This is a genomic window from Kribbella sp. NPDC023972, from assembly GCF_040639075.1.
GTDB lineage: Bacteria > Actinomycetota > Actinomycetes > Propionibacteriales > Kribbellaceae > Kribbella.
On sequence record NZ_JBEZZH010000007.1, the window covers coordinates 79,524 to 91,644 of the forward strand.

13 protein-coding genes and 1 riboswitch are annotated in these 12,121 nt (G+C 69.2%); of the genes, 8 read left to right on the forward strand and 5 right to left on the reverse strand.

Features of this window, described 5'->3' with window-relative positions; all coding sequences use genetic code 11:
* Positions 1–72 precede the first annotated feature (72 nt).
* Positions 73–747 (forward strand): alpha/beta hydrolase, encoded by a 675-nt coding sequence (locus tag AB0F43_RS26565; RefSeq protein ID WP_360482281.1) that lies wholly within the window; start codon positions 73–75, stop codon positions 745–747.
* Here the strand turns inward: AB0F43_RS26565 and AB0F43_RS26570 are convergent.
* Both AB0F43_RS26570 and AB0F43_RS26575 read right to left on the reverse strand, forming a co-directional pair.
* Complete coding sequence (locus AB0F43_RS26570) at positions 734–2,107, reverse strand: L-serine ammonia-lyase (RefSeq protein WP_360482284.1); 1,374 nt, start codon at positions 2,105–2,107, stop codon at positions 734–736. The two genes, AB0F43_RS26565 and AB0F43_RS26570, sit on opposite strands and share 14 nt — an antisense overlap.
* Positions 2,108–2,196: 89 nt before the next feature.
* Positions 2,197–2,289, reverse strand: a riboswitch (glycine riboswitch).
* Positions 2,287–2,652, reverse strand: a complete 366-nt coding sequence (locus AB0F43_RS26575; RefSeq protein ID WP_360482287.1) for a DUF3817 domain-containing protein — start codon at positions 2,650–2,652, stop codon at positions 2,287–2,289. It overlaps the preceding riboswitch by 3 nt.
* Positions 2,653–2,775: 123 nt before the next feature.
* On the opposite strand from AB0F43_RS26575, the gene AB0F43_RS26580 reads away from it, so the two are divergent.
* The gene (locus AB0F43_RS26580; RefSeq protein ID WP_360482290.1) at positions 2,776–4,245 is read left to right on the forward strand and encodes an alpha/beta fold hydrolase; all 1,470 of its coding nucleotides are present in this window, start codon (positions 2,776–2,778) and stop codon (positions 4,243–4,245) included.
* Between the two features lie 106 nt (positions 4,246–4,351).
* Here AB0F43_RS26580 and AB0F43_RS26585 read toward each other — a convergent pair whose 3' ends face one another.
* The 3 genes from AB0F43_RS26585 to AB0F43_RS26595 form a co-directional block, all read right to left on the reverse strand.
* Positions 4,352–4,576, reverse strand: coding sequence for a hypothetical protein (locus AB0F43_RS26585; protein WP_360482293.1), 225 nt, complete (start codon positions 4,574–4,576; stop codon positions 4,352–4,354).
* 195 nt (positions 4,577–4,771) lie between these two features.
* Positions 4,772–6,202, reverse strand: a complete 1,431-nt coding sequence (locus AB0F43_RS26590) for an aminopeptidase P family protein (protein WP_360482296.1) — start codon at positions 6,200–6,202, stop codon at positions 4,772–4,774.
* 87 nt (positions 6,203–6,289) lie between these two features.
* Positions 6,290–7,012, reverse strand: coding sequence for a GntR family transcriptional regulator (locus AB0F43_RS26595; protein ID WP_360482299.1), 723 nt, complete (start codon positions 7,010–7,012; stop codon positions 6,290–6,292).
* Positions 7,013–7,169: 157 nt separating this feature from the next.
* On the opposite strand from AB0F43_RS26595, the gene AB0F43_RS26600 reads away from it, so the two are divergent.
* The 6 genes from AB0F43_RS26600 to AB0F43_RS26625 all read left to right on the forward strand — a co-directional run bounded on the left by AB0F43_RS26600 (position 7,170) and on the right by AB0F43_RS26625 (position 12,099).
* On the forward strand, positions 7,170–8,489 hold the full coding sequence (locus tag AB0F43_RS26600; RefSeq protein ID WP_360482303.1) for a divalent metal cation transporter: 1,320 nt from the start codon (positions 7,170–7,172) through the stop codon (positions 8,487–8,489).
* A gap of 15 nt (positions 8,490–8,504) precedes the next feature.
* Positions 8,505–9,257 (forward strand): 5-oxoprolinase subunit PxpA, encoded by a 753-nt coding sequence (locus AB0F43_RS26605; RefSeq protein ID WP_360482306.1) that lies wholly within the window; start codon positions 8,505–8,507, stop codon positions 9,255–9,257.
* Positions 9,257–9,862, forward strand: a complete 606-nt coding sequence (locus tag AB0F43_RS26610; protein ID WP_360482309.1) for an allophanate hydrolase subunit 1 — start codon at positions 9,257–9,259, stop codon at positions 9,860–9,862. The genes AB0F43_RS26605 and AB0F43_RS26610 overlap by 1 nt, the downstream gene beginning before the upstream one ends.
* Positions 9,859–10,695: a biotin-dependent carboxyltransferase family protein gene (locus tag AB0F43_RS26615; RefSeq protein WP_360482312.1), complete on the forward strand. Its 837-nt coding sequence runs from the start codon at positions 9,859–9,861 to the stop codon at positions 10,693–10,695. Before AB0F43_RS26610 ends, AB0F43_RS26615 begins: the two co-directional genes overlap by 4 nt.
* A gap of 81 nt (positions 10,696–10,776) precedes the next feature.
* Positions 10,777–11,691 carry an alpha/beta hydrolase gene (locus tag AB0F43_RS26620; RefSeq protein WP_360482315.1) on the forward strand — a complete coding sequence of 305 codons (915 nt, stop codon included), beginning with the start codon at positions 10,777–10,779 and terminating at the stop codon, positions 11,689–11,691.
* A gap of 45 nt (positions 11,692–11,736) precedes the next feature.
* Positions 11,737–12,099, forward strand: coding sequence for a hypothetical protein (locus tag AB0F43_RS26625; protein WP_360482318.1), 363 nt, complete (start codon positions 11,737–11,739; stop codon positions 12,097–12,099).
* Positions 12,100–12,121: the final 22 nt, after the last annotated feature.

A 12,121-nucleotide genomic window follows, 5' to 3' on the forward strand; every position in this document is an offset into this window, starting at 1 on the left:
AATCGCGGTGAGTTAGCTGACGGCGCGCCAATCGGCCCGTCGTCGCAGGGATTCCTGTGTCAGCCTGCTCTCATGTCTTCTCTGGTGCTGCTGCACGGACTGGGGGCCAACGGCCGGGTCTGGGATGCCTGGCCGCAACCGCGGTTCGCCCCCGACCTGCCCGGACACGGCTCGGCCGCCGCGCTACCGGCGTACACCTTCGCCTCGATGGCCGCCGCGATCGCCGAGACTCTTCCGGTACGGCGTGACGTCGTGATCGTGGGCCATTCACTCGGCGGGGTGATCGCGCTCGAACTTGCCAGCGGCCGCTACGGCATCGAGGTGAATCGCGTGGTCGCCCTCAGTGTGAAGGTCACCTGGTCCCAGGACGACCTGGGCAGAGCCGCAGCCTTGGCGCGGAAGCCGATCGCGTGGTTCGACACTCGAGAGGACGCGGCCGCGCGCTTCCTCAAGGTCTCCGGCCTGCAAGGACTCGCCGACCCGTGCGATCCGGTGGTCGAGCATGGCTTGGCCGAGGCCGACGGGCGCTGGCGACTCGCCATGGACCCCGGCACCTTCGGCGTCGGCGCCCCCGACATGCCCGACCTGATCGCGGAGAGCAAGGCCGAGGTCGTCCTCGCCCGCGGCGAGCGCGACCCGATGAACACCGACGACGAGCTCCGTACCCTGCACGATCAGGTCGTGACCTACCCGGGTCTCGGACACAACGCCCACGTAGAGGACCCAGGACTGCTCAGCACTCGATGACGTTGACGGCCAGGCCGCCGCGTGACGTCTCCTTGTACTTGATCTTCATGTCGGCGCCGGTCTCGCGCATCGTCTTGATCACCTTGTCCAGGGTGACGACGTGCACACCGTCGCCGTGCATCGCCATCCGGGCCGCGTTGATCGCCTTCACCGACGCCATCGCGTTGCGTTCGATACACGGGATCTGCACCAGTCCGCCGACCGGGTCGCAGGTCAGGCCGAGATTGTGCTCCATCGCGATCTCGGCCGCGTTCTCGACCTGTTCCGGCGTACCGCCGAGGACCTCGCACAGGCCGGCCGCCGCCATCGAGCAGGCCGAGCCGACCTCCCCCTGGCAGCCGACCTCGGCACCGGAGATCGAGGCGTTCTCCTTGTAGAGCACGCCGATCGCGCCGGCGGTCAGCAGGAACCGGACGGCACCGTCATCCGTTGCCCCCGGCACGAACCGACGGTAGTAATGGAGCACGGCGGGAATGATGCCCGCGGCACCGTTCGTCGGCGCGGTGACGATCCGGCCGCCGGACGCGTTCTGCTCGTTCACCGCAAGCGCGAACAGGTTGACCCAGTCCATCACCTTGAGCGGATCGACCGACCACGGGTCCGCGCTCAACCGGGTGTGCAGCGCGTGCGCCCGCCGTGGCACCTTCAGACCGCCCGGCAAGATCCCCTCGGTCTCGCAGCCCTCGCGCACACAGTCCTGCATCACCTGCCAGATCCGCAGCAGCCCGTCGCGGATCTCGTCCTCGGTCCGCCAGGCCAGCTCGTTCGCCAGCATTACCTCGCTGATCGACAGCTGCGACTCGCGACACCGGTCCAGCAACTCGGCACCGGTTGTGAACGGGTACTTCAACGGCGTCGTGTCCGGCACGATCCGGTCCCCGGCGGCCGCGTCCTCGTCGACCACGAATCCGCCGCCGACCGAGTAGTACGTGCGTTCCCGCAGTACGTCGCCATCCGCCGTACGGGCCGCGAACGTCATCCCGTTGGGGTGGTAGGGCAACGCCTTGCGCCGGTGCATCACCAGGTCGGTGTTCTCGTCGAAGCGGATCTCTCGCACCCCGGCGAGCGACAGCCGGCCACGCTCGCGGATCGTCTCGACCCGCGCGTCGACGGAATGGGTGACCACGGTCTCGGGGTCCGCACCCTCGAGCCCGAGCAGGACGGCCTTGTTGCTGCCGTGCCCGTGACCGGTCGCACCGAGTGAGCCGAACAGTTGCGCCTGGACCGTCGCCGTCCGGGCGAGCAGGCCGTCGGTGGCCAGGCCGAGTGCGAACGTGCGGGCCGCGCGCATCGGGCCCACGGTGTGCGAGCTCGACGGGCCGATCCCGATACTGAACAGGTCGAAGACGCTGATCGCCATCGTGTGGAGGTTCCTTCCGGTCGCCGTTGACCGTTTGGTGTCCTCCCCGCTCTGTCAGACCGGATAGGGCCTAAGTCTTCCAGAGGTGCCTCGCCCGTACGGTGAAGGTGCCTGAGAGATTCTTGGGGAGAGTTGCTCCTACGGCGCCCGGGTCGTGCCCGGGACTCTCCCGCACGGGTTCATGCGGCTGTTGAGTTGACTGACGTGCGTGACGGTACGGCGACCCGCCGGCCGGCGTCAATCCGGCCGGTCCGCACCGCCCAGATCTCGAAGAACCAGGTGAACAACGGGGGAACGCTTGCCGCCAGCGCGGCCAGCGTGACCGGCCAGGACCAGCGCAGCGGCCCGCGCACCACCAGCACGGTGAGCACGTAGACGATGAAGATGCCGCCGTGGATCGGGCCGAAGACCTTCACACCGAGCTCGTTGTCGGACAGCACGTACTTGAACAACATGCCGATCAGCAGTCCGGTCCACGAGACCGCCTCCGCGATCGCCACCCACCGGAACCACACCGCGTGCTTGCCACTCGTCATCTCTGTCATCAGCGACAGACCCTAACAAGTCCCCCAAGACCCGGCCGGGGTCGGGCGAGGGGTCGTCCCCGATGTGGCCGAGCAAGCGATTGCCGAGGATCGGAGGAGCTTTCCAGACAGGAGATCTCCCGTATGAAGTTCAGACAACGCGCCCTCGCTTGCGGTCTGGCGCTGGGTGTCGCGACCGCCGGGCTCACGACGCTCCCGGTGTCGGCGGCACAGACCACCCCGACGATCCAGTGGGCCGACTGCAAGCCGGAGGGCAATGACAAGCCCGAGGTGGTCGCAGGCTCGCAGTGCGCGACCCTGCAGGTCCCGGTCGACTGGCGGAACCCGAACGGTCCCACCTTCGGCCTCGCCATCGCTCGTCGTACGACGAAGGGCGACCGCGTCGGCGTCCTGGTGTGGGGGCCGGGCGGTCCCGGTGACTCCGGCGTCGACCGGGTCAAGACCGGGATGAGCCGCTTCAGCCAGACGCTGCAGGACCGGTTCGACGTCGTCAGCTTCGACCCACGTGGCATCGCCCGCAGCAACCCGGTGAAGTGCTCGGCCGCGCTGCTGGCCAGGCAGCCGTCACCGATCATCAAGAAGCAGGCCGAGTTCACCGCGACGATCCACTACAACCGTGAGCTGGCCGCGGACTGCCGGGAGAACACCGGCCCGGTGTTCGACCACCTCGACACCTGGCAGACCGTGCGGGACGTGGACGCGATCCGCGCCGCACTCGGCGAGCCGAGGATCTCGTTCCACGGCAGCTCATACGGGACGCTGCTCGGCGGCCAGTACGCCGAGACATACCCGAACCGGATCCGTGCGATGGTCCTGGAGAGCGTGGTCGACCACAGCGCCGCGGGGGCCCGGTCCTTCCTCGACGCTCAGGCGGCCGCGGTCGAGGACTCGTTCGACGAGTTCGTGAAATGGTGCGACGCGGCAACGACCTGTGCACTGCACGGTCGCGACATCCACGCACTCTGGGCGGATCTGCTCGTCCGGGCCGACCGGGGCGAGGTGCCCGATCCGCGGCAACCGAACCTGCCGGTCACGCCGTACTGGCTGAGCTTCAGCGTTTTCCGCATGCTCTACGGACCGAGGTGGCCGCAGTTGGCGGAGACGCTGAAGACGCTCGAATCCAGCGCGCCGCCGACCGGGCAACCGCCGATCCCGACCGGTCTCGCCTCGAACCCGCTCGCGGTGTTCTGCCAGGACTGGAACCTTCCGGTCCGCGACTACAAGGAGTACGCCGGCTTGCTCGACCGACTGGCCCGGAACAACCCGGACATGCGCTATCCCGGCCAACTGATGGCCGTGTCGATGTGTCTCGGCCTGCCACCGGCGAACAACCCGCAGCACCGGTTGAAGGTCGGCGGTCTGGACAAGCCGATCCTGCTCGCCAATGCGATCCACGACCCGGCCACCGGCTACAACTCGGCGCAAAGCGTGGCCCGCCAACTCGGCCGGCACGGCGTCCTGCTGACTTATGAGGGCTGGGGTCACGGCAGCTACGACGGCGGCCCGTGCATGGAGACCACGATCGACGCCTACCTGATCTCGCTCGACGTCCCGAACCGCGGCACGGCCTGTCCCGCCGTACCACCGGTGTGAGAACTGCCCCAGGCAGGCGCCTCCCAACCTGGCCCTAACTGCTGATCCCGCGGAGTAGGCCGGGATCGGCAGCCAGGGCCCAGGCGCCTGCCTGGGCGTCGTGGACTCAGACCGGTACGCCGGAGACCTCGAGGACGCGATTGAGCTGGTCGCCGCGGACCGCGCGGCGGGACAGCAGGCGAAGCTCGGCGCAGGCGGTTTCGAGTGCCTGTCGCTGGGATCGGCAGCGATCGACGTACCAGAACGGGTCGTCGGGTTGCGGATCATCGGCGTCATCGATGTCGGCGTACCAGTGCTGGCCAGAATGCATCACTCGCACCCGCAGATTCATGGCTACTACTCCCCCGTGACTGGGGATCCCCGGGGTCCCCCCTGGACCCCAGTTGAATGCCGCCTCGGCCTGGCACGTGGTCGCGGCCCCCCACTGCCACGAGCCGGGCCGAGTCCGACTCTCCCCGCTGGCTACATCGTTGCCGACGGCGTCAGTGTTACTGCTTGTGACCGATAATTTTGTGTACTCGGCGAGCTACCGTGCGTTGAGGTGCGACTGGGTCCACTGTTCCAGCCCCGACGCGGTGATCGGCAGGTCCTCGGTGAGGATCTCGAGCCGGTCGGAGTGCACCACGACGTTGTCCTCGATCCGGATCCCGATACCGCGCAGCTCCGGCGGCACGGTCTCGTCGTTCGGATGGAAGTACAGCCCCGGCTCGACCGCGAGCGCCATCCCCGCCTCGATCTCTCCGGCGAAGTACGCCTCAGGCCGGGACGCGTCGCAGTCGTGCACATCCAGGCCGATGTAATGCCCCGTGCCGCAGACGATGTACCGGCGGTGCTGCTGCCCGTCCGGGCCGAGCAGCTCGTCGAGCGACACGTCGAGCAGGCCCCAGTCCCGCAGCCCCTCGGCCAGCGTGCGCAGCGCGGCGTACTGGAAGGCGCGGTACGGCGCTCCGACCTTGACTGCGTCGAGTGACGCCAGCTGCGCCTTGTGCACCAGGTCGTACACCTGCCGCTGAGCGTCGGTGAACTCGCCCGTGGCCGGGAAGGTTCGGGTGACGTCGGCGGTGTAGAGCGTCCGGGTCTCGACACCGGCGTCGAGCAGGATGACGTCTCCCTCGTTCACCGGGCCGTCGTTGCGGACCCAGTGCAGCACCGGCGCATGCTTGCCAGCAGCAACGATCGAGGCATACCCGACACCGTTGCCCGCGGTCCGCGCGCGCCGGTCGAAGGTGCCCTGCAGCCACCGCTCACCGCCGCCGCGAATGGCCTCGGGCAACTCGCGGGCCACATCGCCGAAGGCGAGCACGCTGGCCGCGACCGCCTCGCGGAGCTGGTCCAGCTCCCAGTCGTCCTTGATCCGGCGCAGCTCGGCCAGCGTCTGCCGCAGCGAGTTCCCGTCCGTCGGCGACGTCCGGACCAGTGCGTCCAGCATCGGCTCGACACCCGGCGTCGACAGCATGAACGGTACGGCGCCCCGCACGGCCGTCGGCAGCTCCTCGATCGGGCGGCAGGCGATCTGCAACGCCTCCGACCAGTCCTTCAGCCCCGGCACCGGGCCGACCCACAACTCGCCGTCGCGCGCGTTGGCGAAGAAGTCGGCCTCGTCCGGCCCGGCCGTCTCGCGCAGGTACAGCGTCGCGTCGCCGTCAGCCGACAGCACCAGCACGGCGCCCTCGGCCTGACAGCCGGTGAGCCAGACGAAGTCGCTGTCGGCGCGGAACAGATAGTCGGTGTCGTTCGACCGAACCGGCGCCCGGCCGGCCGCGACCGCGATCCGCCGGCCCGGCAGCGCCGCGGACAGCTTCTGCCGGTGCTCGGCCGCCGCCTCCGCCAGCCCCTCGGGCACTGTCACCGACCGGTCCACCGGTCCCCAGCCGCGCGAGATGAACTCCCGGAAACCCTTGGCGTCGATCGGGCGGTAGGACTTCGGCGTATCGTCGGTCCGGTCGTCTTCGGTCATGTGCTGAGCTCCCCTTTGCAGCTGACGGTCACAGCCATCAACTCAGGTGAGAGCAGGGCCGCGCAACCCCTTATCGAAAGTCGTGGATCACCTGGCGCGAAACGCCTCCAGCAGGCCTTGCTCGGAGTCGAGAAGGTACTGGTGGAGGTCGGCCGCTGCCTGTTCGTACTTGCGGGCCTCGAGCAACTCGAACAACCCCCGGTTGCGGGCGATGTACGGCTCGTGCAGCTCCTGCGGCGTCGCGATCACGTGGAAGAGAAGCCGCAACTCCGCCAGCAGCCGGCCGGTCATCGCGTCCATCCGGGCGCTGTCGGCCAGACCGATCAGGTGCTGGTGGAAGCGCATGTTCGCCGTACCGACCGCGGCCCAGCGGTCGGCGAGCGCGGCCGCCTCGGCCGCCTCGACATCGTCCTGCAGCGGCTCGAGCCGGCCGGCCGGCAACTCCGGGTCACGATCGGCCAGACCGCGTACGACGTCCACCTCGAGCACCCGGCGGAGCCGGTACAGGTCGACCACGTCTCGCTCGTCCAGCTCCGGCACGAACACACCGCGGTGCAGCTTGTAGACGAGCAGCCCTTCGTGGGTGAGCAGCCGGAACGCCTCACGCAACGTGTTCCGGCTGACTTCCAGCACCTCGGTCAGCTCGATCTCGGAGAGCTGAGCACCCGGCGGCAGCGCACCCTCGGTGATGCTGCGGCGCAGGATGTCGGCGGCCCGCTCGGCGGAGCTGCTGCGGTCCAGCCGCGCAACGTCGGCGGCGACCGTCCGCAACCACGCCTGCCGACCTTCGTCCACCTCACTCGTGCTCATGACCGCATCATCGCCCACTCGAGGTGTTCAGGGGAAGTTTAGTAGAACAAGACTCTTGCAGGATTGTTGAACAATCTCTACTCTCGTGGTCATCAGTCATCACTCACAGCCATGGAGACCATCCCGACAGCAATCCACCCGATCAGGAGCCACCGCCATGTCCGTCCGCACCGCCAAGCCAGGTAAGCCCCCGACCCGGCGACCCACCAGCAAGCCGGTCGCCCGCCGTACCAATCCCTATGCCCGCCGGCTCACCCCCGCGGCCGGGCGGAAGACGCCGGACAGCGCGATGAAGGCCGGGACCCGGTCGACGCTGATCGGCGCCGTGTTCCTGATGGCGACCTCCGCGATCGGCCCCGCGGTCATCACCCAGACCGCGCTGTTCACGGTGTCACTCGGTGCGGCGTTCGCCTTCGCCGTCGTCGCCTCGGTCCTGGTCGACCTCGCGGTCCAGCTGAACGTGTGGCGAGTGATCGGCGTCTCCGGCCGCAGGGCGCAGGAGCTGGGCAACCTGGTCGCCCCAAGACTCGGTACGGCGATGGCCGCTCTGCTGTTCGCCGGCGGGCTGGTGTTCACTGTCGGCAACCTGGCCGGTGCCGGGCTGGGCACGAACGCGATGTTCGGCCTGGACCCACGGCTCGGCGGCGCGCTCTCCGCAGTGGTTGCCATCGGCATCTTCTTGGCGAGGCAGACCGGCTTCGCACTCGACCGGGTGGTCGTGGTGCTCGGTGGGGTGATGCTGATCATCGTGGGCTGGCTGACTGTCGTCTCCGGCCCACCGGTTGGCCGGGCGCTGCGGAACGTCGTACTGCCCGAGCAGGCCGACTTCCTCGTCATCACCACCCTGATCGGCGGCACACTCGGCGGCTACGTCATGTACGCCGGTGTGCACCGGCTGCTCGATTCGGGAGTGAGTGGGCCGCGGTACGTCCGGGAGATCAGCCGGGCCTCGGTCGCCGCGATCCTGATCACCGGGCTGCTGCGCGCCGTACTGTTTCTCGCGATCCTCGGCGTCATCGCCGGCGGCGCGACGCTCGACCACTCGAACCCGGCCGCGTCGGCCTTCCGGCACACGGCCGGTGAGTTCGGCCTGCGGGCCTTCGGGCTGCTGTTGTGGGCGGCCGCGATCGCCGGTGTGATCGGGGCGGCGTACACGACCGTCACCTTCGTCACCTCGCGGACGAAGACCCCGGACGGGACCAGGACGACGCTGGTCGTGCTGTTCATCGCGGTCAGCACGGTGATCCAACTGTCCATCGGTACGGCGCCTGCGAAGCTGCTCGTGTTCGCGGGAGCAGTCAACGGACTGCTGCTACCGCTGGGGATCGGGGTACTGCTGTGGGTGGCGTGGCAGCGGGCCGACCTGCTGCGCGGCTACCGCTATCCGCGGCCACTGCTCGTGCTGGGCGGCGCGGCATGGCTGCTGACCGTGTATCTGGCCGTCCGGTCGGTCAAACCCGTGTTCTCATTGCTCTAGGTTGTAGGAGTGTTCATGGACCTCAACGCGGATCTGGGCGAGGGCTTCGGATCCTGGCCGATGGGTGACGACAGCGCGCTGCTGGACGTCGTCACCAGCGCCAACGTGGCCTGCGGTTTCCACGCCGGCGACCCGTCCATCATGCGCCGGGTGACCGGCCAGGCGGTCGAACGCGGGGTGGCGATCGGGGCGCACGTCGGGTACGCCGACAAGGCCGGGTTCGGCCGCCGGTTCGTCGACATCGAGCCGGCCGCCCTGCGCGACGAGGTCGTCTATCAAATCGGCGCCCTGGACGCGTTCGCCCGGCTTGCCGGCGACCGCGTCCGGTACGTGAAGCCGCACGGCGCGCTCTACAACACGATCGGGCATCACGAGGAGCAGGCCGCGGCCGTGGTCGGTGCGGTCCTCGACTACGACCGTTCACTGCCGGTGCTCGGGTTGCCCGGGTCCGCTTGGCTGCGGCTCGCGGCTGACGCCGGGCTGACCGTCGTACACGAGGCTTTTGCCGACCGTGCGTACACACCGTTGGGGACGCTGGTGTCCCGCCGGGAGGCCGGGTCGGTGCTGCACGACGCGGACGAGATCGCGGCGAGGTGTACGGCGATGGCGACCGGCGCGCCGATTCGGGACAGTGCGGGTGGGACGTTGAAGGTCGAGCCCGCGTCGATCTGCGTGCACGGCGACACGCCGGGGGCGGTCGAGATCGCGCGCCGGGTCCGGTCCGCGCTGGAAGGGGCGGGCGTCACGCTGAGCCCGTTCAGCCGGTGATGCGGATCCTGCCCTCCGGCGACCACGCCCTCCTGGTCGAGCTCGACGACCTTGACCAGGTCCTCGGCTACTACACCGCCCTGTCCGCCGACCCTCCTGAGAATGTCGTGGACATCGTCCCGGCTGCCCGCACCGTCATGATCACGACCACGGGCAGCCTGGGCGACTTGTCACGAGCCCTGCAGGCGGTCGAGCCGCGCGCCGGCACGCGCACCGCCGGCGACCTGCTCGAGATCCCGGTGACCTATGACGGCGAAGACCTCCAGGACGTCGCCGATCTGCTGGGCTGCACCGTCCCCGAGCTGATCCAGCGACACACGCTCGATGAATGGACGGTGGCCTTCTGCGGCTTCGCGCCCGGGTTCGGTTATCTCACCGGCGCCGGGAGCTGGGACATTCCACGGCGGAAGTCGCCCAGGACCAAGGTTCCGGCCGGCGCCGTGGCGCTGGCGGGTGAGTTCAGTGGGGTCTATCCGCGGGAGTCTCCGGGCGGGTGGCAGTTGATCGGGCGGACGGAGCTGAAGATCTTCGATCAGGAGCGGGAGCCGGCTGCCTTGTTCCATCCGGGGCGCCCGGTGCGGTTCGTCGACGCGGGTCGTGGATGAGCAGCCTCACCGTCCTCGAATCGGGGCCTTTGGCAACAATCCAGGACGGCGGCCGGATCGGCCAGGCGTCCCTCGGGATCCCCGCGTCCGGCGCCTGCGACCGTACGTCGTACGCGCTGGCCAACCGCCTGGTCGGCAACCTGCCGGGAGCGGCGACGATCGAGGTCACCTTCGGCGGACTCGTCCTGCACGCCGACACCGACCTCGTCCTCGCCATCACCGGCGCGCCCTGCTCCGGCGTACCGCTCAACGCGCCGACCGTGGTCAAGTCCGGCCAGGTGCTCGAGTTCGGCCCGCCGCGGACCGGCCTGCGCACGTACGTGGCCGTCCGCGGCGGCCTGGCTGTGCCCGCCGTGCTCGGATCGCGCTCGACGGACTTGTTGTCCGGTCTCGGTCCTGCCCCGTTGAGCTCCGGCCAGACCCTCCCCGTCGGCTGCGAGTACGGCCCGATGCCCGGCGTCGATCTCGCCCCCGTCGCGAACCCGCCCGGCGGCGAGGTCGTCGTACGCGTGACTCCGGGGCCCCGGCGGGACTGGTTCACCGATGCCGGCTGGCAGTCCCTCATCACCCAGTCGTACGTCGTCAGCAGCAACAGCAACCGGGTCGGCGTACGTCTCGACGGCGAACCGCTCGAACGCGCCCGCGAAGGCGAACTGGCCAGTGAAGGCATGGCCCTGGGTGCCATCCAGATCCCACCCTCCGGCCTGCCCGTCATCTTCCTCGCCGACCACCCGGTCACCGGCGGCTACCCGGTCATCGCCTACCTCACCACCGACGACATCAACACCTGCGCCCAACTCCGCCCTGGCCAACCCCTCCGCCTCACCCCCTGACGCCAGCCGGTCCACGCGGTGTCAGTGGGCGTGTCAGGGCGGCGGCGGGGCGGTGTCAGGCCGGACGTTGATAGTCGGGGCATGACAGAAAACAAGACTTCCTCAACTCGACTCACTCCTCCGCTCGGAGGGTTCCAGGAGATCGACGGGCGCCGGATCTTCGTGCACCGGTCGGGCAGCGGCGGGCCGGCCGTCGTGTTCCTGCCGGGCGCCAGCGCCGTCGGCCTGGACTACTACGGTCTCCAGCAACAGGTTTCGCAGTTCACCACCGCTGTGGTGTACGACCGCGGCGGCACCGGCTACAGCGATCCGCTCCCGCTGCCGCGCACCGCTGAGGCAGTCGCCACGGAGCTGCACGAGCTACTCCACGCCCAGAACATCGCCGGCCCGTACGTTCTGGTGGCGCACTCCCTCGGCGGGGCCTACGCGCATCGGTTCGCGCAGCTGTACCCGCAGGAGGTGGCCGGGCTGGTCTGGCTGGACGCCTTCCACGGCAACTGGGACGACTTCATGCCTCCCGAGGCGAGTCTGGCCGCGGGCGAGCAGATGGTACCGACGCGGGAGCAGCTCCAGCAGGCCGTGCCGTTCATGCGCGACATGGTGGCCGAGATGTTCGCGGACTGCCCGGAGCACGTGCGGGACGCGCTGGTCGACTACCACGTGAGTGACACCTGGATCCACGTCGGTATGGCCGAACGCGGCACCCTGGTCCCGCTTGCCGACGAACTGCGGGCCGGGCCGAACCTCCCTGACGTCCCGGTGATCGCGCTCACCCCGCTGGGCGTCGACCCCGGCCAGCAGGCGCTGATGTCGGAGGAGACGTTGCAGAAGGTGCATGACGGCAAGACGAAGTTGGACGCGGCCCTGGTGAGCTCGGTCTCGCACGGGGAACAGCGCGTCCTCTCCGACACCGACCACACCCGGCTGATCGCTGATCGCGCCGACGCCGTGGTCCAGGCGATCCGCGACGTCGTCGACCGGGCGACTCACGCCTGAATCCCCACACCTCGATCCCACAACAGATTCAAGGAGTACACCACCATGTCCATCACCCTTTCCGACCAGGACAAGAGCACCCTCCGCACCGCCGCGTTCGGCGCCGTCACGCTGATGTCGTACGCCGGTGTCGCCGGCTCGCCCCACAAGGTCGCCACCGAGGGCACGCTCGCCCTGGCCTCCGCGACCGGCCCGGTCGGGCACGTGCTCGCCGAGAAGACGAAGGACGTGAAGCTGAACAGCAAGTCCGGAGCCGCCCTCGCCGACCAGGTGCTGCCGGCCCTGACGGAATCCGTGGTCCTGCTCAGGAAGCAGGATCCGGCCGAGGCCGACAACTTCGCAACACCGTCCTCATCGCCGTCGAAGCCGCCGCCGGCACCCACCGCGGCGAGCCCAGCCCACCCGTGACCGAGATGGTCCGCAAAATCAC